Origin of the sequence: Streptomyces sp. NPDC046870, from assembly GCF_040704595.1 — a bacterium.
Classification (GTDB): domain Bacteria; phylum Actinomycetota; class Actinomycetes; order Streptomycetales; family Streptomycetaceae; genus Streptomyces; species Streptomyces argyrophylli.
The window spans coordinates 107,749-127,884 of record NZ_JBEYXM010000006.1 but is presented as its reverse complement, the minus strand read 5'-3'; the positions used below and the strand labels follow the sequence as shown (position 1 = coordinate 127,884).

At 73.1% G+C, this 20,136-nt stretch carries 21 protein-coding genes; 13 read left to right on the top strand and 8 right to left on the bottom strand.

Annotated elements, in window-relative coordinates; translation table 11 throughout:
* Positions 1-197: 197 nt before the first annotated feature.
* The 7 genes from AB0946_RS15985 (at position 198) to AB0946_RS15955 (ending at position 5,786) form a co-directional block, all read left to right on the top strand.
* Positions 198-1,094 (top strand): DMT family transporter, encoded by an 897-nt coding sequence (locus AB0946_RS15985; RefSeq protein ID WP_366761207.1) that lies wholly within the window; start codon positions 198-200, stop codon positions 1,092-1,094.
* A 557-nt stretch (positions 1,095-1,651) separates the two neighbouring features.
* A complete protein-coding gene (locus AB0946_RS15980; RefSeq protein ID WP_366761205.1) occupies positions 1,652-2,167 on the top strand; it encodes an NUDIX domain-containing protein in 516 nt (171 codons plus the stop codon).
* A 21-nt stretch (positions 2,168-2,188) separates the two neighbouring features.
* Positions 2,189-2,581, top strand: a complete 393-nt coding sequence (locus AB0946_RS15975; protein WP_171157846.1) for a DUF202 domain-containing protein — start codon at positions 2,189-2,191, stop codon at positions 2,579-2,581.
* Positions 2,578-2,904, top strand: a complete 327-nt coding sequence (locus AB0946_RS15970) for a DUF202 domain-containing protein (protein WP_366761204.1) — start codon at positions 2,578-2,580, stop codon at positions 2,902-2,904. The genes AB0946_RS15975 and AB0946_RS15970 overlap by 4 nt, the downstream gene beginning before the upstream one ends.
* Before the next feature lie 172 nt (positions 2,905-3,076).
* Entirely contained in the window at positions 3,077-3,376 is a 300-nt protein-coding gene (locus AB0946_RS15965; RefSeq protein ID WP_366761203.1) for a hypothetical protein, read from the top strand.
* Between the two features lie 167 nt (positions 3,377-3,543).
* Positions 3,544-4,566 carry a phosphotransferase family protein gene (locus AB0946_RS15960; protein WP_366761202.1) on the top strand — a complete coding sequence of 341 codons (1,023 nt, stop codon included), beginning with the start codon at positions 3,544-3,546 and terminating at the stop codon, positions 4,564-4,566.
* Between the two features lie 5 nt (positions 4,567-4,571).
* Complete coding sequence (locus AB0946_RS15955; protein WP_366761201.1) at positions 4,572-5,786, top strand: acyl-CoA dehydrogenase family protein; 1,215 nt, start codon at positions 4,572-4,574, stop codon at positions 5,784-5,786.
* Positions 5,787-5,900: 114 nt separating this feature from the next.
* Here the strand turns inward: AB0946_RS15955 and AB0946_RS15950 are convergent, their stop codons facing one another.
* The 3 genes from AB0946_RS15950 to AB0946_RS15940 are packed head-to-tail and all read right to left on the bottom strand — an operon-like array spanning position 5,901 to position 8,951.
* Positions 5,901-6,494 (bottom strand): TetR/AcrR family transcriptional regulator, encoded by a 594-nt coding sequence (locus tag AB0946_RS15950; protein ID WP_171157838.1) that lies wholly within the window; start codon positions 6,492-6,494, stop codon positions 5,901-5,903.
* A gap of 25 nt (positions 6,495-6,519) precedes the next feature.
* On the bottom strand, positions 6,520-8,181 hold the full coding sequence (locus AB0946_RS15945) for an AMP-binding protein (RefSeq protein WP_366761200.1): 1,662 nt from the start codon (positions 8,179-8,181) through the stop codon (positions 6,520-6,522).
* Positions 8,178-8,951 carry an SDR family oxidoreductase gene (locus AB0946_RS15940; RefSeq protein ID WP_366761199.1) on the bottom strand — a complete coding sequence of 258 codons (774 nt, stop codon included), beginning with the start codon at positions 8,949-8,951 and terminating at the stop codon, positions 8,178-8,180. Before AB0946_RS15940 ends, AB0946_RS15945 begins: the two co-directional genes overlap by 4 nt.
* Before the next feature lie 181 nt (positions 8,952-9,132).
* Between AB0946_RS15940 and AB0946_RS15935 the strand changes: the two genes are divergently transcribed.
* Complete coding sequence (locus AB0946_RS15935; RefSeq protein ID WP_366761198.1) at positions 9,133-10,356, top strand: DUF1343 domain-containing protein; 1,224 nt, start codon at positions 9,133-9,135, stop codon at positions 10,354-10,356.
* A gap of 32 nt (positions 10,357-10,388) precedes the next feature.
* Positions 10,389-11,690, top strand: a complete 1,302-nt coding sequence (locus AB0946_RS15930) for a serine-threonine protein kinase (protein WP_366761197.1) — start codon at positions 10,389-10,391, stop codon at positions 11,688-11,690.
* A gap of 18 nt (positions 11,691-11,708) precedes the next feature.
* On the opposite strand, the gene AB0946_RS15925 is transcribed toward AB0946_RS15930, so the two are convergent.
* Positions 11,709-14,498 (bottom strand): penicillin acylase family protein, encoded by a 2,790-nt coding sequence (locus tag AB0946_RS15925; RefSeq protein ID WP_366761196.1) that lies wholly within the window; start codon positions 14,496-14,498, stop codon positions 11,709-11,711.
* Between the two features lie 207 nt (positions 14,499-14,705).
* On the opposite strand from AB0946_RS15925, the gene AB0946_RS15920 reads away from it, so the two are divergent.
* On the top strand, positions 14,706-15,308 hold the full coding sequence (locus tag AB0946_RS15920) for a hypothetical protein (protein ID WP_366761195.1): 603 nt from the start codon (positions 14,706-14,708) through the stop codon (positions 15,306-15,308).
* Between the two features lie 85 nt (positions 15,309-15,393).
* Entirely contained in the window at positions 15,394-16,179 is a 786-nt protein-coding gene (locus AB0946_RS15915) for a 3-keto-5-aminohexanoate cleavage protein (RefSeq protein WP_366761194.1), read from the top strand.
* A 39-nt stretch (positions 16,180-16,218) separates the two neighbouring features.
* Here the strand turns inward: AB0946_RS15915 and AB0946_RS15910 are convergent, their stop codons facing one another.
* Positions 16,219-17,181, bottom strand: a complete 963-nt coding sequence (locus tag AB0946_RS15910) for a WYL domain-containing protein (protein WP_366761193.1) — start codon at positions 17,179-17,181, stop codon at positions 16,219-16,221.
* 134 nt (positions 17,182-17,315) lie between these two features.
* Between AB0946_RS15910 and AB0946_RS15905 the strand changes: the two genes are divergently transcribed.
* On the top strand, positions 17,316-18,002 hold the full coding sequence (locus AB0946_RS15905; protein WP_366761192.1) for an alpha/beta hydrolase: 687 nt from the start codon (positions 17,316-17,318) through the stop codon (positions 18,000-18,002).
* Between the two features lie 46 nt (positions 18,003-18,048).
* Here AB0946_RS15905 and soxR read toward each other — a convergent pair whose 3' ends face one another.
* Positions 18,049-18,507, bottom strand: a complete 459-nt coding sequence (gene soxR, locus AB0946_RS15900) for a redox-sensitive transcriptional activator SoxR (protein ID WP_132786405.1) — start codon at positions 18,505-18,507, stop codon at positions 18,049-18,051.
* A 104-nt stretch (positions 18,508-18,611) separates the two neighbouring features.
* Here soxR and AB0946_RS15895 point away from each other — a divergent pair, with 104 nt between their 5' ends.
* A complete protein-coding gene (locus AB0946_RS15895) occupies positions 18,612-19,073 on the top strand; it encodes a MaoC family dehydratase (RefSeq protein WP_366761190.1) in 462 nt (153 codons plus the stop codon).
* Positions 19,074-19,083: 10 nt separating this feature from the next.
* Here the strand turns inward: AB0946_RS15895 and AB0946_RS15890 are convergent, their stop codons facing one another.
* Complete coding sequence (locus tag AB0946_RS15890; RefSeq protein WP_171157817.1) at positions 19,084-19,707, bottom strand: TetR/AcrR family transcriptional regulator; 624 nt, start codon at positions 19,705-19,707, stop codon at positions 19,084-19,086.
* A gap of 70 nt (positions 19,708-19,777) precedes the next feature.
* On the bottom strand, positions 19,778-20,065 hold the full coding sequence (locus AB0946_RS15885) for a YiaA/YiaB family inner membrane protein (protein WP_041665905.1): 288 nt from the start codon (positions 20,063-20,065) through the stop codon (positions 19,778-19,780).
* Positions 20,066-20,136: the final 71 nt, after the last annotated feature.

Genomic DNA, 20,136 nt, shown 5'->3' with positions numbered 1-20,136 from the left:
TTTCCGGGGCGCTCGCCCCGGCTTCTGTGGCGTAGGCCATGGCGCCGCGCGGCCGGGCCCCGGAGCATGGCGAGTCGGACCCGGACCGTGACGAGTCAATCGCCCGGTTGCGGGTACTTCCGGGGCAATGTCGTCCCGGGAGCGCTACAGTCGGCCACTACCGCCCGTGGTACGGCCGGATGATCGAGGTACACAGCGTGTCGGTTCTGGTTCTCCTTCTCGCCGTGAGCGCGGCCTGCTGTCTGGGCTTCGGGTTCGTGCTCCAGCAGAACGCGGCGCAGAAGGCACCGCTCAGCGACTTCCTCTCCTTCCGCCTGCTGATCGACCTGATGCGGATACCGCGCTGGCTGGGCGGTCTCGGGCTGATGGTGGCCGGCATGGTGCTGGGTGCGATCGCCCTCGGCAAGGGTGAGATCTCCCTGGTCGAGCCGCTGCTCGCGACCAACCTGCTGTTCGCCCTCGCCCTCTCCCGGCACCAGACCGGGCAACCGCTCGGGCGTCAGGGCTGGGCCGGGCTGCTGCTCCTCGCGGGCGGCGTGAGCGCGTTCATCGTCGCGGGCGAGCCGCGCGGCGGCACGGCGGTCACCGATCCGCTGCGGCACTGGCTGATCATCGGAGCGGTGGTGGGCGTGGCCCTGGTCCTGACGACGTACGCCAAGCGGTCCCGGATGAGCTGGGGTCCGGTGCTGCTGGCCCTGGCGGCCGGACTGCTCTACGGCGTCCAGGACGCGCTGACCCGGGTGAGCGGTACCCGCTTCTCCGCCGGCGGCCTCACCGAGCTGTTCTCCGGCTGGCAGCCGTACGGGGTGGTGGCCTGCGGGGTCACCGGTCTGGTCCTGGTGCAGAGCGCGTTCGAGACCGCCCCGCTGCGCATGTCGCTGCCGGCGCTCACGGCGGCCGAGCCGCTGGCCGGGATCCTGTGCGGGGTGGGTTTCATGGGCGACCGGCTGCGCACCGACGTCGGCGCGCTGGCCGGGGAGGCGGCGGGACTGGCGGCGGTGGTGGCGGGCATCGTGCTGCTCGGCCTGCACCCGGCGATGCCGTGCGGCACGACGGAACAGGAACCGGGCCCCCGGGACCTCCAACGCCGCTGAACCCGCCCCACTGCCCCCTGCCGCTTCCCGTGGCCGGGGGCCCTGTCCAGACGGCGCGGCCTACGCCCGACCGTGGCGACCCCGCCCGACCGTGGCGACCCCAACTGGCGGAGACGGCCCCGCCCTGCCTCACCCGCATGGCCCAGCCCGCACGAGACGCCCAGCCCCGTCGGGGCACCCCCGCTCACACGAGGCCGGCCGGTCGCGACGGCCCCTGCCCCCTCCCGGGCCGGGAGCCACGCCCCCATGGGGACACGTTGCCAGCCTCTGGTCGGGGCAGCCCGGCCGGACCGAACGGCCCCGTCCCGGTCGGGCGGTCCTGCCCGAGACGCCCCCGCCCCGTCGACTCACGCCTGCTCGGACCAGACACCCCCGCCCGAACAAGGCGCCCCCGGCCAGGTGGAGATGCCCTCACCCGTTCCAGGGCACCCTCCCCGGCCCAGGCACCCCGCTCGAACATCAGGCCCCCGCCGGATCGAGACGCCCCCGGTCCAGGCGCCCCCGGCCGAGGCGACCCCGGGCGATCGAGCCGGACCCTCCCGTCGAGAATGACCGGCATGAATCCTGCTGACGAGATTCTCGACATCGTCGACGAGCACGACCGGGTCGTCGGTCGGAGTGCGCGCGGCGAGGCCTATGCCCGCGGGCTGCGCCACCGTTGCGTGTTCATCGAGGCCCGGGACGCGGCCGGCCGGCTCTTCGTGCACCGGCGCACGGCGACCAAGCTGGTGTTCCCCTCCCTGTACGACCTGTTCGTCGGCGGGGTCGTCGGCGCGGGCGAGTCCTACGACGAGGCGGCGCTGCGGGAGGCGGAGGAGGAGCTGGGCGTGACCGGGCTGCCCCGGCCGGAGTTCCTCTTCAAGTTCCTCTACGACGACGGCGCCGGGAACAGCTGGTGGTCGGCGGTGTACGAGGTCCGCTGCGAGCTGCCGGTGCGGCCGCAGGCGGAGGAGGTCCAGTGGCACGCCTTCCTGCCGGAGGAGGAGGTCGCGCGGCGGCTCGGCGAGTGGGAGTGGGTGCCGGACGGGCTGGCGGCCTACGAGCGGCTGCGGGCGTTCCGGGCGGGCCGGTGACCGGCGGGTAGGGTCGGCCGCGTGAGCGAATTCGTACGGAACATCCGGCTGTGGTTCGCGCCGGAGCGGTTGCGGGACGAGGGCGGGACCCCGGACTACCGGTTCTCGCTGGCCAACGAGCGCACGTTCCTCGCCTGGCTGCGCACCGCGCTGGCGCTGATCGGCGGCGGATTCGCGGTGGACCAGTTCCTCCCGGACCTGCGCCGGGCCTGGCGGGTCGGTCTCGCGCTGGCCCTGCTCGCGGCCGGCGTCCTGTGCGCCCTGCGCGCGGTGAACCACTGGGTGCGCTGCGAGCGTGCGATGCGCCGCGGCGAGGACCTGCCCGCGTCCCGCTTCCCCGTGCTGCTGAGCCTGGTCGTCGCGGTGGTGGCCGTGGCGATGGTGCTGGTGGTCCTGGTGGGGTGGGAAGGATGAGCGCCGGGGAGCCGGGCGCCGGGCGCGATCCCGGGCTCCAGCCGGAACGCACCCGGCTGGCCTGGCGGCGTACGACCCTGTCGGCCGCCGTGGCCGCCGTACTGGCCGTGCGGGCGGCACTGCACGGCGGCGCCTCGGCCGGCGCGGTCGCCCTGGGCGCGCTGTGCTGCGGGCTGTGCCTGGCCTTCCTGGGGGTCGCCCACCTGCGCATCCACACGCTGGCGGCCGGCACCCCGCCGCCCGCCCTCGCCCCGCGCCAGGCGACGGCGGCGGTGCTGTGCGCGGTCGCCATGGCGGTGTGCGCCGCCGTACTGGTGCTCTAGGGGCCGGTCCGACGCGGCCGGTGGCGGCCGGCCGGCGCGCCCTCGGTGCCTCGGTCCCCGCCGGGTACGCCGGTCCCGAGAAGCCGCCACGTGACAGGGATGTCCTGGTATGCGGCTCCAGCGTGGCAGTCTTCCGACGTCAGGCACCCCGCACCCCTCGAAGGTGAGCACCATGACCACCGTCCACCAGGAACACGCCGAGCACACGACGCACCGCCACGGACCGGACTGCGGGCACGAAGCCGTGCCGCACGGCGACCATGTCGACTACGTCCACGACGGCCATCTGCACCGGGAGCACGAGGGCCACTGGGACGAGTGCGAGCCGGCCGGGCACGCCGTCCACGAGGGCCATGAGCACGTGCACCACGACGAGTGCGGGCACGAAGCCGTGCCGCACGGCGACCACGTGGACTACCTGCACGGCGGGCACCGGCACGCCGAGCACGGGGACCACTGGGACGACCACTGACCCACCGGGGAAGAACGGCGACGGCTTCCGGGCGGCGCGCCCGGGGGCCGTCGGCCTATCGTGGCTCCGGTCACGTTCCGCCCGATCTTCACCGCGTGCACTGGACGGCATACCGACCGGTCGGCATCATGAGTCCAGACCTGTTCGCCCGTTCGTAGGAGTGACGTATGAGCGCCGACCACCCGCCCGGTCTCGACCTGGACCGGCTGCGCGCCCTGCTCGACCGCGAGCGCCCCGGTCTGGTGAACGGCCCCCTGACCGGACGGCTGATCGAGGGCGGACGCTCGAACCTCACCTACGCGCTCTCGGACGGCACCTCGCAGTGGGTCGTCCGCCGGCCGCCGCTCGGCCACGTGCTGGCCACCGCGCACGACATGAAGCGCGAGCACCGCGTGATCAGCGCGCTGCACCCGACCCGGGTGCCGGTCCCCCGCCCGCTGCTGCTGTGCGAGGACGAGGAGGTGCTCGGGGCGCCCTTCTACGTCATGGAGTTCGTGGCGGGCACGCCGTACCGCACCGCCGACCAGCTCGCCCCGCTCGGTGCGGAGCGCACCCGGAACGCGGTGCTGTCCCTGGTGGACACGCTGGTCGAGCTGCACGCCGTGGACCCCGCCGAGGTGGGCCTCGCCGACTTCGGCCGCCCGGAGGGCTTCCTGGACCGCCAGCTGCGCCGCTGGGGCAAGCAGCTGGACGCCTCCCGCAACCGCGAGCTGGCGGGCATCGACGAGCTGCACGCGGCCCTCGGCCGCCGGCTGCCCGTCTCCCCCGCCCCGGCGGTCGTCCACGGCGACTACCGGCTGGACAACGTCCTGATCGGGGAGGACGACACGATCAAGGCGATCCTCGACTGGGAGATGTCCACGCTCGGCGACCCGCTCACCGACCTGGGTCTGCTGGTGATGTACAGCCTGCCGCTCGGCATGCCCGACTCGCCCGTGTCCACGACCGCCGAGGCGCCGGGGCACCCCGATCCGCGGGAGCTGGTCGAGCGGTACGCCGCCCGTTCCGGCCGGGACGTCTCGGCCGTCTCCTGGTACACGGCGTTCGCCTGGTTCAAGCTCGCCGTGATCCTGGAGGGCATCCACTACCGGTACACGCTCGGCCAGACGGTCGGCCGCGGCTTCGACCGCATCGGCGACCTGGTGCCCGTCTTCATCGACCACGGACTCACGACCCTTCAGGAAGGCTGACCGGCATGGACTTCGCGTTCGACGCGCGCACCGAGGAGCTGCGCGGCAGGCTCCTCGCCTTCATGGACGAGCACGTGTACCCGGCCGAGGCGGTCGCCGAGGAGCAGCGGGCTCGGCTGGCCTCCCCCTGGGACACGCCGGCCGTGGTCGAGGAGCTGAAGGCCGAGGCCCGCAGGCAGGGTCTGTGGAACCTCTTCCTCCCGGACGCCGAGTACGGCGCCGGGCTGACCAACCTCCAGTACGCGCCGCTCGCCGAGATCACCGGCCGTTCCCCGCACCTGGCGCCGACCGCGACCAACTGCGCCGCGCCCGACACCGGGAACATGGAGGTGCTGGCGCAGTTCGGCACCGAGGAGCAGAGGAAGCAGTGGCTGGAGCCGCTGCTGGCCGGTGAGATCCGCTCGGCGTTCGCGATGACCGAGCCGGAGGTGGCGTCCTCGGACGCCACCAACATCACCACGCACATCGAGCGGGACGGCGACGAGTACGTCGTCACGGGCCGCAAGTGGTACATCTCCGGGGCGATGAACCCGGACTGCAGGATCTTCATCGTGATGGGCAAGACGGACCCGGACGGGGCGGACATCCGCCGCCAGCAGTCCATGGTCCTGGTCCCGCGCGACACGCCGGGCGTCACCGTGCGGCGCGCGATGCGGGTCTTCGGCTACGAGGACCACTCGCACGGCGGCCACGCCGAGGTCGTCTTCGACCACGCGCGCGTGCCCGTGGCGAACCTCGTCGGCGAGGAGGGCGGCGGCTTCGCCATCGCGCAGGCCCGGCTCGGCCCCGGCCGCATCCACCACTGCATGCGGCTGATCGGGATGGCCGAGCGGGCGATCGAGCTGATGTGCCGGCGGGCCGTGAGCCGTACGGCGTTCGGCAAGGCGCTGGCCCAGCAGGGAGTGGTCCAGAACTGGATCGCCGACGCCCGGGTCACCGTCGAGCAGCTGCGGCTGCTGGTGCTGAAGACGGCCTGGCTGATGGACACCGTCGGCAACAAGGGCGCCCACACGGAGATCCAGGCCATCAAGATCGCCACACCGCGCGCGGTGGTCGGCATCCTGGACCGGGCGATCCAGCTGCACGGCGCGGGCGGGGTGAGCCAGGACTTCCCGCTGGCCGAGCTGTACGCGAGCGCCCGCACGCTGATGCTCGCCGACGGCCCGGACGAGGTCCACCAGCGGTCGCTGGCCCGCCGGGAGCTGAAGAAGTACCTCTGAGGCCGCGGGCACCCCAGAGGCCCCGGCCTCTGGGGTCCGCCGGGCAACCGACGACAACGCGGCAGATGTGCGTGCCAGGCCCCGCGACGCCGGGATGATCCAAACGGCAGGGCCTTAGGGCCGCAGGGCCCGCAGCAGCAGGTCGGCCAGGTGGTCGGCCACCTCCTGCGGGCCCATCGGGCCGTCCGGCCGGTACCACGTCGACAGGTGGTGGACCGAACCGAAGTGGTAGTCCACGACCAGGTCGGCCGGGGTCGCTGTGGAGAACACGCCCGCCTTCTGGCCCTCCTCCACGAGCGCGCGGAAACGCTCGTGGTAGCGCCGGCGCTCGGCGCGGACCTGCTTGTTCTTCTCCGGGCTCAGGTGGTGCATGGACCGGAAGAAGATCATCGCGTCGTCGAGGTTGTCGATCGTGGTGACGACGACGTCCGCCGCCGCGTCCCTGAGCCGCTTCTCCACCGGCTCGTCGGCGTTCGCGAAGGTGTCCAGCCGCTCCTGCTGGAGGCGCAGCACGCGCGCGTACACCTCGTGCAGCAGGTCGTCCTTGGAGCCGAAGTAGTGGTACAGCGCCCCCTTGGTGACGCCGGCCGCCTCCACGATCTCCTGCACGGAGGTGCGGTCGTAGCCCTGCTCCGCGAAGAGCCGGGTGGCGGCGGCCAGCAGCCGCTGCGGGACGGGCGTCCCGTCTCCGTCCGTCGTCCTGGGCACTGCCGCCACCTGCCTTTCCGTGAGGTCACTCGCTGTCGCGGGAACGCAGTTCCCGCCGGAGGATCTTCCCACTCGCCGTCTTGGGCAAGTCGGGCAGGATCTCCACCTGGCGCGGGTACTTGTAGGCGGCCAGTCTCTCCTTGCAGTACGCCGCGAGTTCGCCCGGGTCCGTCTCGGCCCCCGGACGGAGGCTGATATAGGCCTTGACGGTCTCGCCACGGTACCCGTCGGGGACGCCGACGACGGCCGCCTCGCGCACCGCCGGGTGGGTGTAGAGGACGTCCTCGACCTCGCGCGGCCACACCTTGAAGCCGGACGCGTTGATCATGTCCTTCTTGCGGTCCACGACGTACAGCCAGCCCTGCTCGTCCATGAACCCGATGTCGCCGGTGCGCAGCTCGCCGTCCGGGAAGGTCTCGGCGGTGGCGTCCGGCCGCCGCCAGTAGCCGGGCACCACCTGCGGCCCGCGCACGACGATCTCGCCGTGCTCGCCGAAGGGCACCTCCGCGCCCTGCTCGTCCAGGATGCGCACGACCGTGTCGGCGCCGGGCAGGCCCACCGAGAGCGTCCCGGAGACCGGGTCCACGGGCGCCTCCAGGTGCGGCGGGACGGAGGCGCAGGGGGCGGTGCACTCGGTGAGGCCGTAGCCGACGCGGATGTACGGCCCGAAGCGCTCCCGGAACGCCTCCACCAGGGCCGGCGGCACGGGGGCGCCGCCCGACGACAGGTTGACGAACGAGGCGAAGTGCTCGCGGGTGGCGTCGGGGCGGGCGGCGAGCGCCATGTAGGCGGTGGAGGGGCCGACGGTGTAGTGCGGGCGGTGCTCGGCGAAGGCGTCCAGGACGACGCCCGACTCGAAGCGGTAGGTGAGCACGAGGGTCCCGGCGCCGACCAGGCACGCGCCGAACTGGCAGACCATGCCGGTGATGTGGAACAGCGGCGCGAGCGCGTAGTACACGGGCGCCTCGGGCAGGCCGAGTCCGGCGGCCTGCCGCTCGGCGTTGTACATGATGTTCGCGTGCGTGTTGGTGGCGCCCTTGGGCGTGCCGCTGGTGCCCGAGGTGTAGCTGATCAGCGCGATGTCCTCCGGGCGCGGCGAGCGGCCCCCGGGGGGCCGGCCGCCCTGCCGGGCCACGGCCACGAGGTCGTCGGCGTCCGGAGCCTGGGGCAGCCGTTCGAAGCCCAGCACGCGCGGGTCGTCGCGGGTCTGGAAGTCCCGTTCGCAGGCGGTGAGCACGATCCGCACGGGCGAGCCGGCGGCCGTATCCCTCAGATACGCCTCCCAGGCCCGGTCGGAGCAGATCAGCGCGGCCACCTCGCCGTCCCGCAGGACGTGCGCCACCTCCCCGGACTTGTACATGGGGTTGACCGGGACGACGGTCGCGCCGGCCTTCCAGGCGCCGAGCACGGCGAGCACGAAGTGCGGGGAGTTCTGCAGCAGGACGGCCACCCGGTCGCCGCGCTCCAGGCCGCGCGCGGCGAGGTGGGCGGCGACGGCGTCGCTCAGCTCGTCGGCCTCCCGGTAACTGATCCGGCCGTCGAAGTAGGCGAGGAAGGTGCGGTCGGGGGCCTGGGCGACGGCATCGCGCAGGGCGTGCACGAGCGAGTCGGCGGGGTCGACCGGGGCGCGCTGGGCCTCGGTCAGCAGCGCCAGCCAGGGGCGGGCCGCGTACGGGGAGGCGGTCACCGGGCGGCCTCCCACTTCTGCTGGAGGTGGTTCATGTTCGTGAGCCAGCGGTCGGGCTCGCCGGCCCGCGCGTGGTAGAAGCCGGCGACCTCGGGGTGCGGCAGGATCAGGAAGCGGTCCTCGGCGATGCCCTCGAACAGGGCGTCGGCGACGGCCTCGGGCGCGATCGCGGTCGGCTGGAGCACCAGGTCGCCCGCGCTGCCGGTGGCGGCCAGCATGTCGGTGCGGACGCCCTGCGGGCAGATGGCGTGGACCTTGATCCCCCGGTGCCGGTACGTCAGCGACAGCCATTCGGCGAAGGCGTAGGCGCCGTGCTTGGTGACGCTGTAGGAGGGCGCGCCGATCATGGTGAGCAGCCCGGCGGCGGAGACGGTGGAGACGAACCGCCCGCCGCCCCGCTCCAGCCAGTCGGGCAGCAGCGCGTGCGCGGCCCGGACGTGCGCCATCAGGTTCACGTCCCACGAGGTGGCCCAGGTCTTCTCGTCCAGGGTGCCCGCGAGGTCGCCGTCCTCGAAGGCGACGCCCGCGTTGGCGCAGTAGACGTCCACCGTGCCGCCGAGCGCGTCGCGGGCCTCGGCGACGATCGCGGAGGCGTCACCGGGCACGGCGGTCCCGCCGATCTCCTCGGCCACCGCCTTGGCCCGCGCGGCGTCCAGGTCGTTCACCACGACCCGCGCCCCCTCGGCGGCGAACCGCCGGGCCAGCGCCGCCCCGATCCCCCCGCCGGCTCCGGTGACGACCACTCCCGCATCCTGCACGGCTTCCACCATCGGTCTCCTTCGACACGGTGCGACTCGGCTCAGCGGTCGTCAGACTAACCGGTCGGTATGTGTAAAAGAAAGGGTGACTGCACCAACCTCTAGGGGCGCGGGGCGTTGCCGGCATGCGGCTCCGCCGCGTGTGCGCGAGCAACCCGGACGGCCCGCACGTGCCCACTCACCGGAGGTCCCCATGCCCCTGTCCCGACGGACCCTTCTCGCCTCGGCGACGACAGCGGCCCTGCCCGCCACCACGCCCGGACACCGCGAGCGTCTGCGCACCGGCTTCGAGAGACTCGCGGCCGGCGGCTACTCGGTCCTGGACGGCCGGCGCGTCGGCATCGTCACCAACCCCACCGGCGTCACCAGGGACACCGAGCACATCGTCGACGTCATGCACCGGGACCCCCGCGTCAGGCTGACGGCGGTCTTCGGCCCCGAGCACGGCTTCCGGGGCACCGCGCAGGCAGGCGGCTCCGAGGGCCGCTACGACGACCCCGCGACCGGCCTCCCGGTGTACGACACGTACCTGAAGAGCGGCCGCCCGCTCGCCGACGTCTTCACCGCCTCCGGCGTCGACACCGTCGTCTTCGACATCCAGGACGTCGGCGCCCGCTTCTACACGTACATCTGGACGCTCTACGACTGCATGGAGGCGGCCCAGCTCGCCGGCAAGCGGTTCGTCGTACTGGACCGCCCGAACCCGGTGACCGGACGCGAGGCGCTGGGCCCGGTGCTGCACAAGGAGTTCGCCACCTTCGTCGGCCGGCAGCCGATCGCGCAGGCGCACGGGATGACCGTGGCGGAGCTGGCCCGCCTGTTCAACGGCGAGTTCCTGGCCACGCCCGTCCCGCTGGAGACCGTCCGCATGTCGGGCTGGAAGCGCTCCGGTTTCTACGACGCCTCCGGTCTGCCCTGGGTGCCGCCGAGCCCCAACATGCCCACGCCGGACACCGCGTTGGTGTACTCCGGGACCTGCCTGTTCGAGGGCACCAACCTCTCGGAGGGGCGTGGCACGACCCGGCCCTTCGAACTCCTCGGCGCCGAGGGCATCGACGGCCGCTGGGCCGCCGCCGCGAACGAGGAGGGCCTGCCGGGTGTGCGGTTCCGGGAGGCGTACTTCGCGCCCACGTTCTCCAAGTTCCAGGGCAGGACCGTCGGCGGGGTGCAGGTCCACGTGACCGACCGGGCCGCCTACGACCCCGTACGCACCGGGATCGCGCTGCTGGTCACCGCCAGGAAGGCGTGGAGCGGCTTCGCCTGGCGGTCCGACGACTGGATCGACAAGCTCACCGGTTCCGCCCAGGTCCGCACGATGATCGACGCGGGCGCCGGCACCGACGAGGTGACGGGCGCCTGGCAGGAGGAGCTGGCCGCGTTCCGGCGGGTCCGCAAGGGGTATCTCCTGTACACGTAGCGCTCCTTCCTCCGTGAGCTTGGGGGTCTGGCATGGCGGAGCCCGGGATGAGTGTGACTCCCTACTGGGAGCTGACCTTCGACGCGGACGGGGACGTGGACGGTCCCGAACGCGACCGCCTGCTGACGCAGGTCACGGACCACGGCGTCCGTGACCTGGTCGTCTTCTCGCACGGCTGGAACAACGACCGCTCGGGCGCGACGGCGTTGTACCGCCGTTTCCTCGCGCCGATCCCGGCGCTGGCCCCGGGGGCCCGGCTGGGGTACGTGGGCGTGATCTGGCCGTCGATGCGGTTCAGCGACGAGCCGATCCCGGACCTCCCGGGGTCCGTGGCGGCCGTGGAGGCGGTGGCGGCACCGCGCCCGGCGCTGGACAAGGACACCCGGCGCGCCCTGCTCCAGGCGTTCCCGGGCCGGACGACCGTGCTGGACCGGCTGGCCCGGATGCTGGACGAACGGCCGGGCGGCGCCGAGGGGCTGAGCGAGTTCGGCGGGCTGGTGCGGCTGCTGCTGGACGACGACGGGCAGGGGGTGGCGGCCGACACGGACGAGGACGGCGAACCGGCCGTGTTCGGCGACGACCCGGTGACCGTGTGCCGGCAGTTCGCCGAGGCCCTGGCCGCGCTCGACGCGTCCGGCGACGCGCCCCGGTTCGCCCTCCCGAACCCCTGGGACGGCGCGAAGGAGCTGCTGCGGCAGGCGACGTACCTCCAGATGAAACGGCGGGCCGGGACGGTCGGCGAGCGGGGACTCGGCCCGCTGCTGGGGCGGTTGGCGGGGGCGGCGCCCGGGGTGCGCGTGCATCTGGTCGGGCACAGCTTCGGCGGCCGGCTGGTGGCGTTCGCGCTGCGCGGGCTGCCCGCCTCGGTCACCGCGGTGAAGTCGGTGACCCTGCTCCAGGGTGCCTTCTCGCACTACGCGTTCGCGGCCCGGCTGCCGCACGCCCCGGACCGGTCGGGCGCGCTCAGGGACCTCCAGCGCCGCGTCGACGGCCCGCTGGTGTGCTGCCACTCGCGCTTCGACGCGGCCCTCGGCACGTTCTATCCGCTGGCCTCCCGGCTGACCGGGGACGACCGGACGTGCGCGGGCAGCGAGATCGCGGCGGTGCTCGGGCCCCGGTGGGGTGCCATGGGCCACGACGGGACGCAGGCGGTGCCGGGCACCGTCCGGCTCGACCTGGCGGCGGCCCTCGGCGGCCGGCTGCCCGCGTCGGGGTGCGTGAACGTGGACGCGGCGGCCGTGGTCCGGCGCGGTGGCGCGCCGTCCGGGGCGCACAGCGACATCGTGCACCCCGAACTGGCGCGGGTGGTGCTGGCGGCGGGCCGTATCGCCTGACCCGCCGCCCGTGGCGGCTCAGCGGTGCGAGGTGTACTCCACGACCTGCTGGAAGGTCGGCCGGTTCTGCCAGCTGATCCTGCCGTGCTTGATGCCGCCCAGCGTGCGCTGGACGATCGAGTCGGCGCACCACTGGTCGCCCGCCGAGCACTGGTCGTCGCCCGGGTAGACCTGGGCGGCGGTCAGGCCGGCGGCCTGCTTCAGGGTGCTGATCAGGGTGTCCCGGCAGGCGGTGAGGCTGCCGCCGCCGCAGTACTTCCGGGCGAGTCCGCCCCGCACGGGCTCCCCGAGCACCGCCCGGATGTCCTTGTCGACGTAGGACCACCAGCCGTACTGGAAGGAACTGCCGGCGTGCGAGCCGGTCGGGCCGTGGCCGGCGGACGGCGCCTCGTCGACCGGCAGGCTGCGGGTGACCGCCGTGTACAGGTCGCTGCCGAGGCCGGGTTCGAACTCGGCCTTGACCAGCAGCGGCCACCAGGCGTCCAGGATGCGGATCGCGTCGGCGTCGGCGTACTTCCTGGAACCGGCCGACGTCTCGGTGCGCTTGGCGCCGGCGGCCACCCATGCCTGGAGCCTGCTCACCGCCGCGGCGGCCGTGGAGTCGGTCACCGGCGAGGAGGTGACCACCTTGAGCAGCTTGGGCAGCACGTCCTCGGCGCGCAGATCGGCGAGGCCCGCGTCGGCCATGGCCTGCACCAGCTTGGTCCGGGTGACCCCGCCGGCCGCGACCAGCTTCTTCACCCGGTCGTCCAGCAGGTTGCCGCGGTGCACGGAGCCCTCGCCCCAGGGCGCGGCCGCGTACTCCTCGGCCTGCTTGTTGTTCCAGGAGACGTAGTAGTCCTGGTCGACGGAGTTGGGGTGCGCGGAGGGCGGGGTGTAGTCGGCGGTGTTGGTGGCCGGGTCCCAGTTCCGCCACTCGTACGCCGGCTGCGCCCACACCGGGAACTCGCTGTCGACACCGCTCGCCCGGACGGGGTTGTCACCGCTGTTGTAGTAGGCGGTGTGCTGGGAGTCGGCGTAGAACCAGTTGAAGGTGAAGTTGATGTGCTGCGCCGCGCTCTGGAAGTCCTTCGGCCCCTTGACGTAGTCGGGGTCGTTGAGCATCTGGAAGCCGATGATGGAGTCGGCCTCGTGCAGGTAGGAGGAGCGCAGGGTGGTGTAGGCGACCTTCTTGCCGCCGACGGTGGCGCGGTACTCCACGGGACCGTACCTGGTCCGCCAGGCGCGCATGGTGTACGACCCGGCGGCCGTGCCGTCGGCGGTGGTCGGCTTCCAGGCGTTCTTCTGCTCGATCTTCTCCATGGCCGTGCAGGTGCCGTGGTACAGGTAGTGGTAGTCGTCCTGGCACAGCTCGACCGCGTAGGTGTCGATGATGTCCTGGCCGGAGGTGGTGGCGCTCCAGGAGTAGTCCTGGCCGCGGCCGAGTTCGACGTACATGCTCAGGCCCGCGAAGGAGGCTCCGCGGGCGCTGATGCCCGGGCCCTGGATCTCCTGGAGCATGAGCAGCTGCGGGGCGAAGTAGCCGGTCTGCGGTCCGAAGACGGCGACGGGGTGGCCGCTGGCGGTGTACTTGCCGCTGACCACGAGGGCGTTGGACATGCCGCGCCGGGCGGAGCCGAGGACGGTCTTCGCGGCGGAGGCCGAGGTGCCGGTGGCGGCGGCGGTGGCGGCGCTGCCGGTACGGTCGTAGACCAGCGGTTCCTGGGTCACCGAGCCGGCGTCCGGCAGGGCCTCGCCCTGGGCGTCGGCGGGCTTGGCGCCGTAGGGGAAGCTCTGGCCGTCGTGGACGGTGAGGACGGCCTCGGGGTCGTTGCGTTCGCGGAAGGACTCCCAGACCCTGGTGCCCTCCTCGACGCCGTACTGGGCCTGGGCGGCGAGCAGGGAGAGCGCGTTGTCGACCTCGCCGCCGCCGCCGGAGCCGAACAGCGAGCCGATGACGGAGGCGAGCGCCACGAGGTCGGTGACCTTGAAGTGATCTATGGTGCCGGCGTTGGTGATCGAGTCCTTGTGACCGGTCAGGACGTACTCGCCGGGGAAGTAACGGCCGCTGTCGGAGGCGTCGATGTAGGCGTTGATGCCGTCGAGGTAGGCCTTGACGTCGGCGAGGGCCTGCTGGCCGCGGGCGCCGTTCTTCGCCACCGCGTTGTCGATCTGCGCCTGGAGGTCGGCCTCGGTGTAGGGCGCGTTGCGGTAGAACTGCTGCTCGAGGCCCTGGTTGGCGGGTGCGCCGCCGGCGAAGGAGGTCAGCTGGCCGCGGCCCACGTGCCGGAAGACGTCCATGAGCCACAGCCGGTCCTGGGCCGCGGCGTACCCGGCGCCGAACTCGGTGCCGTAGCGGGTGGTGCCCGTGATGTGCGGCACACCGGTCTTCTTGTCCCGGACGATGGTCACGTCGCCGCGGCCGGCCGGCTTCTCGGTGGAGGCGACCTGGTCGGCGGGGACGCCGAACGAGGCGTCGTTGAAGAAGGTGTTGACCGTGGTGTCGGTCAGGCCCTTGTAACCGGTGGCCAGGTTCGCGTACGGGCCGAGCTGGTCCTCGGCGTGCGCGGGCTGGGTGCCGAAGGCCTGGTTGAGCAGGATCTGGGCGAGCGTCGCGTTGCCGTTCTCGCCGGGCGGCAGGATGTCCGAACACCGGCCGCCGCAGTAGTCGTTCGCGGCCGTGGCGTCGGTCGCCGCCACCGCCGTCCGGGTGAGGGGGGAGAGAAGACCGGCGACGAGGACGCATACGGACGCGGTCTTCAGGAACCCGGGAAGACGGCGGGACGTTCTCAGTCTGTCAAGGGCGGTACGTGGGGTTCGCCGTGGCATGGCAGCTCCTAGCGACAGAGGTGACCGAACGTTACCGCCGGTATCCCCAGCTTTAAAGATGAACATGCGTCACTTTCTGGAGTCTGGAGACAGATCCCGAGAAGAGATGGAGCCGAATCGCCTGTCGATACGTCTATTCGACGACGTCCGTGCGACGACGCCGAAGTGACCGGAGTACAGGTGCAGGTGTGACGGAGGTGCAGGGCGATGGCAGGTTTCCGGAGTCTGGCGAGACAGGTACGCGATCCGGGCTGTGATCTGGCGCTGCGGCGGTACTCGCTGCGCAAGTGCCTGGAGAAGTTCGCCCCTTACGGGCATCGGGCGACCTGGGACCATCTGTGCTCCCGGGCGGGGTTCGGCCCCGAGGACCGCTCCCCCGATCCGGCGCGGCTCGTGGCCGCACTGGAGGAGCTGGAGGAGGCCCGGGACGTCTGGCTGGCCTACGAGACCGACTTCACCGAACGACGCAGGAAGGAGAAGCACGACGGGCTGCGCCGGCCGGGCAGCGTGGACGACTGGCACCGGCTGACGTGGGGCGGCTTCGGGGTCGCCTGGTGCGACGACCCGCGGGTGCACCCCGGTGAGCCGCTGGCGGTGGTGCTGCGCCGGCTGATCGCCGCGCTGGAGCGGGACCCGGGCTCGTCGTGCCCGGTGTGCGGCGGCGAGCGCCTGGTGTGGAAGTACGGCCTGGACCACGAGCCGTCGTCCGGCCCGGTGTGCGCGGACTGCGGCATCCTGGTGCCGCGTCCGGTCCTCAGCCCGCGGGCTCTTGAGCACGCCCGCCGGGGACGCGTGCTGATGTCGGCCTGAGCCGGTGCCGTTCCCAGGGGCGTGCTGACGGGGGGCGCGCAGGGGATGCCGCGCCCTCTGCCGCGGTGTGCGGCACCATCGAGTCATGGTGCAGGTGTGTCTCAACGGGCGTCGTACGGCCGCCGACGGTGTCGCCGTGCCGATGTCCCCACAGGATCTGGCGCGTTCCGCCGCCGAGGCGGTGGCGGCCGGCGCCACCTCGGTCCACGTCCACCCGAAGACGCCGTGCGGCCACGACAGTCTCTCCCCGCGCGTCCTGGCCCCGGCCCTGGAGGCGATCCGGGCACGGGTGCGGGTGCCGGTCGGGGTGACCACCGGTGCCTGGGCCGAACCGGATCCGTCCGCGCGCCTCGCCCGGGTGCGGTCCTGGTCGGTGCTGCCCGACTTCGCGTCGGTCAACTGGCACGAGCCGGGCGCCGAGGAGGTCGCCGGGCAGCTCCTGTCGAGGGGCGTGGCCGTGGAGGCGGGCATCTGGTCCGGCACCGAGGGCGCGCGCCGGTTCGCCGACTCGCCGCTCAGGCCCGCCGTGCTGCGGGTGCTGGCCGAGGTGACCGACCCGGACCCGGCGACGGCCGAGGCGTCGGCGCGTGCGCTGCTGGCCGAGCTGGGCGCGGCGCACGGCCGGCCGGTACTGCTGCACGGCGAGGAGGGCGGGACCTGGCCGGTGCTGCGGCTCGCGGGCCGGCTGGGCCTCGCCACACGGATCGGCCTGGAGGACACCCTGTTCCTCCCGGACGGCCGACGGGCCGGGTCCAACGCCCGCTTGGTGACGGAGGCACGGGCCCGGTACGGAACCGCCGAGGACGGTGCCGATGCCCGTGCGGGCGACGGCAACGACGGTGGCACACAAGCGAGTTCGGCCCCGGCTTGAGCCCCGGCGTGCCCGGCGCGGGGCATCGCCCCGGCCCGGTCAGGGCTGCTCCGGGGCGGCCGCGGTGAACTGCGCCGCCAGCTGTGCGACCGCGGCGCGCAGTTCCTCACCGCCCTCGACACGGAAGGCGAACGGCACCCGCGCCAGCCACTCCCGTGCGTACGCGGCCGGGTTGCGCGTGCTGCCGGCCAGCACGCAGCCGTCCTCCGAGGGTTCGAGCCGTCCCATGGGCGGCTGGATCCAGGGGGCCACCTCGGCGAGGGGCGCGGCGAACACCACGCGGGTGGGGAACACCCATCCCAGGCCCAGGTTCTCCTCCAGCACCGCCACCGGGTCGAGGTCGTCGGGCGGTGCGAAGCCGTGCGTGGTCGGCCGGACCGCGCGGACCCGGTCGACCCGGTAGGTGCGGATCGCCCCCGCGCGGTGCGAGTGGCACAGCAGGTACCAGCGTCCGTGCCGGACGACGACGGACCAGGGATCCACCTCCGCCTCCCACTCGTCACCGGCCTCGGCGCGGTAGGTGACCGACACCCGGCGCCGGGCCGCGACGGCGGCGACGAGTTCGCTGGTGACGGCCGGGTCCGGGCGGACCGCGTACGGGTCCGGCGCGGCGGCCGCGTACTCCCGCAGCAGGGCCGCCTGCCGGCCGACGCTCTCCGGCAGCGCCTTGACGACCTTGCCCAGGGCGGTGCCGACCAGGTCGTCGGCGTCGGCCGCTGCGGGCCGGCCGGCGAGGACCGCCATCACCAGTCCGAGGGCCTCGGACTGCGTGAAGTGCACGGGCGGCAGCCGTGTCCCGCGCCCCAGCCGGTACCCGCCGTACGGCCCCCGGGCCGACTCCACGGGGATGCCGGCCTCGCGGAGGATGCCGACGTACCGGCGCGCGGCCCGTTCCGTGACGCCCAGCCGCGCGGCGAGTTCGCCGGCCGTCGTACCAGGGCGGGCCTGGAGGACCTCCAGGGCGCGCAGTGCTCGCGCGGTGGGGCTGAGATCGTTCGGCACCCGTGCAGGCTAGTCCGCTCACCGGTCCGACGGTGCTCTCGGGACGAACCGGCAGTGGATCGTCCGGAACCGCTCCTACGGTGGCCACCACGGCCGGGAAGAACGCACGCGACCTGGAAGAAGGGGAACCGACCATGGACATCCTGCTCATCGGCGGACTGTGGCTGGACGGATCGGTGTGGGACCGCGTGGCCTCCGCGCTGGAGTCGCTCGGCCACCGCCCGGTGCCGCTCACCCTGCCGGGCCAGGGCGACGGGTCCGCGTCGGCCACCCTGGAGGACCAGGTGGCGGCGGTGCTGGCCGCGGTGGACGCGGCGCCGGGCAAGCCCATGGTGGTGGGTCACTCCGCCGCCTGCACCCTGGCCTGGCTGGCCGCCGACCGGCGGCCGGAGCGGCTGGCCGCGGTCGCCTTCGTCGGAGGCTTCCCGTTCTCCGACGGGCACACGTACGCCGACTTCTTCGAGGTGCGGGACGGTGTCATGCCCTTCCCGGGCTGGGACCCCTTCGAAGGGCCGGAGACCGCCGACCTCGACGACGAGGCCAGGCGCCGGCTGGCGGCCGCCGCGATCCCCGTGCCCGCCGCCGTGGCCAGGGGCGTGGTGCGGCTGACGGACGAACGGCGCTTCGACGTCCCGGTCGTGGTCGTGTGCCCGGAGTTCACGCCGGCGCAGGCGCGCACGTGGATCGACGGCGGTGACGTACCGGAGCTGGCCCGGTCCGGGCACGTCCGCTTCGCCGACGTCGACGCGGGCCACTGGCCGATGGTCTCCCGGCCCGCCGAGCTGGCCCGTGTCCTGGCCGCGGCGGCCGGCACGGTCTGACGCACGCGCCGCCGGGCACGCAGGGCACCGGCCGGCCCGCTCCTCCTCAGCGCCGCTCCGCCATCAGCCGTGATCCGGTCAGCCGTGCGCCGAACACATCGTCCGGGTTGGACAGCACGCACGTCTCCATCGACAGGCAGCCGCATCCGATGCAGTCGGTGAGGTGGTCGCGCAGTCGGTTCAGCTGCTGGATGCGCTCGTCCAGTTCCGAGCGCCACTTCTCGGACAGGCGTGCCCAGTCCTCCCTGGTCGGCGTCCGCTCCTCCGGCAGTTCGGCCAGGGCCTCCCGGATCGTCGCGAGCGGGATGCCCACCCGCTGGGCCGCGCGGACGAAGGCGACCCGGCGCAGTGTGTCCCGGCTGTAGCGGCGCTGGTTGCCGGGGGTCCGCCGGCTGGTGATCAGTCCCTTGGACTCGTAGAAGTGCAGGGCGGACACCGCGGCTCCGCTGCGGGCGGACAACTGGCCGACGGTCAGCTCGTGGATCTTCTCGGGAATCTGGGGCACTCCCCAGAGACTACCCACCCGGCCGGTCCACGCTCCGTTGACATCGCCCTCTCACCCGACCATGCTAAGCAGTTGCTTAGAGACGCGAGCGAGAGGCCGGGAACATGGCAGAACCGAGGACCTTCACCTCCCCCGACGAGCTGAGGGCAGCCGTGGGCGAGGAGCTGGGCCCCACCGACTGGGTGGAGATCGACCAGAAGCGGATCGACCTGTTCGCCGAGGCGACCGGGGACCACCAGTGGATCCACGTGGACCCGGAGAAGGCCGCCGCCGGGCCGTTCGGGACGACCATCGCCCACGGCTACCTCACCCTGTCCCTGCTGCCGCTGTTCGGTCCGCGGCTCATCCGGGTCGAGGGCGTGAAGATGGGCGTCAACTACGGGACGAACAAGGTCCGTTTCCCCGCCCCGGTCCCCGTTGGCTCCCGGCTGCGCGCCACCGGCAGGATCACCGGGGTCGAGGACGTCACCGGCGGAGTGCAGGTGACGGTCGCCTTCACCGTGGAGCGCGAGGGCGGCGACAAGCCGGTGTGCGTCGCGGAGTCGGTGTCGCGCTACTACCTGTAGACCCCGGCGGCTACCCGGCCCCGACCATGCGCAGCACGAGGTCGGCGTAGAGCGCGCCGACCTCCTCGGGGGTGCGCGGGCCGTTCACGTTGAACCAGCGGGCGACGTCGATGCACAGCGACAGCACGGCGAGCGTGGTGCCCTGGACGTCCGGCACGTCGAACTCGCCCGAGGCCACGCCGTCCTCGATGATCCCGCGCACCTCCGCGTCCACCTGGCGGCGCAGCGCGACGATCTCCGCGCGGGCCTCGGGGCCGAGGGCGTCGAGTTCGTACTGCACGACCCGCGCGGTGGTGCGCCGGCCCGCGTGCCAGCGGACGAAGGAGCCGACCGCGTCGGCCAGCCGCTCGGCCGCGGTGCCCTCCCGCCGTGCCGCCGTGCGCAGGATGTCGAGGGCCTTGTCGTGGCCGATGCGGCTGATCCGGTGGAGCAGCTCTTCCTTGGTCTTGTAGTGGATGTAGAGCGCGGCCGGGCTCATGCCGGCGCGGCCCGCGATGTCACGGGTCGTCGTCGCGTGGTAGCCACGCTCGGCGAAGGCCTCCACGGCCGCCACGAGCAGCCGCCGGGCCGCGTCAGGGGTGACCTCTTCCCACGGCTCCACGTCGCCGCCGGTCGTCTCCTGCGCCGTACTCATCGCTCGCTCGCCCCTCTCGGTGACAGGAGCACCACCATACCGCCGACGGTGAGCGGGCGCTTAGGGCCGCTCAGAGCTTCTCGAAGGGGTCGTGCTCGGCGAGCAGCTTCTCCAGCCGGGCCTGGTCGACACGGCTGACGATCTGCCCGGCCTCCTGCCGGTCCCGGATCACCTTGGCGAGGGTGAAGGCGGAGGTGACGAGGTACAGGACGGCGATCGCCAGGAAGCCGCGGACCCAGGCGCTGGCGTCGAGCCGGGCGATGCCGATGGCGGTGGCGGCCATGGCGACCGCGAACGAGGCGACGGCCTGGCCGTAGAACGCGGCCGTGCTCTGCTGTTTGACCGGTGTGTCACTCATGGCGCCCAGCATCGGCGGACGTGGCCCGCGCCACATCCGCCGGGATACTCAGAACCGGGTGCGGCACGTAC

Excerpts from the sequence above, each read along its gene's own strand:
- AB0946_RS15930 (WP_366761197.1), top strand. The coding sequence starts at position 10,389 with ATGGCGGAGCCCGGGATGAGTGTGACTCCCTACTGGGAGCTGACCTTC.
- AB0946_RS15920 (WP_366761195.1), top strand. The coding sequence starts at position 14,706 with ATGGCAGGTTTCCGGAGTCTGGCGAGACAGGTACGCGATCCGGGCTGT.
- AB0946_RS15925 (WP_366761196.1), bottom strand. The coding sequence starts at position 14,498 with ATGCCACGGCGAACCCCACGTACCGCCCTTGACAGACTGAGAACGTCC.
- AB0946_RS15970 (WP_366761204.1), top strand. The coding sequence starts at position 2,578 with ATGAGCGCCGGGGAGCCGGGCGCCGGGCGCGATCCCGGGCTCCAGCCG.
- AB0946_RS15965 (WP_366761203.1), top strand. The coding sequence starts at position 3,077 with ATGACCACCGTCCACCAGGAACACGCCGAGCACACGACGCACCGCCAC.
- AB0946_RS15980 (WP_366761205.1), top strand. The coding sequence starts at position 1,652 with ATGAATCCTGCTGACGAGATTCTCGACATCGTCGACGAGCACGACCGG.
- AB0946_RS15940 (WP_366761199.1), bottom strand. The coding sequence starts at position 8,951 with ATGGTGGAAGCCGTGCAGGATGCGGGAGTGGTCGTCACCGGAGCCGGC.
- AB0946_RS15955 (WP_366761201.1), top strand. The coding sequence starts at position 4,572 with ATGGACTTCGCGTTCGACGCGCGCACCGAGGAGCTGCGCGGCAGGCTC.
- AB0946_RS15960 (WP_366761202.1), top strand. The coding sequence starts at position 3,544 with ATGAGCGCCGACCACCCGCCCGGTCTCGACCTGGACCGGCTGCGCGCC.
- AB0946_RS15935 (WP_366761198.1), top strand. The coding sequence starts at position 9,133 with ATGCCCCTGTCCCGACGGACCCTTCTCGCCTCGGCGACGACAGCGGCC.
- AB0946_RS15885 (WP_041665905.1), bottom strand. The coding sequence starts at position 20,065 with ATGAGTGACACACCGGTCAAACAGCAGAGCACGGCCGCGTTCTACGGC.
- AB0946_RS15895 (WP_366761190.1), top strand. The coding sequence starts at position 18,612 with ATGGCAGAACCGAGGACCTTCACCTCCCCCGACGAGCTGAGGGCAGCC.
- AB0946_RS15915 (WP_366761194.1), top strand. The coding sequence starts at position 15,394 with ATGGTGCAGGTGTGTCTCAACGGGCGTCGTACGGCCGCCGACGGTGTC.
- AB0946_RS15890 (WP_171157817.1), bottom strand. The coding sequence starts at position 19,707 with ATGAGTACGGCGCAGGAGACGACCGGCGGCGACGTGGAGCCGTGGGAA.
- AB0946_RS15905 (WP_366761192.1), top strand. The coding sequence starts at position 17,316 with ATGGACATCCTGCTCATCGGCGGACTGTGGCTGGACGGATCGGTGTGG.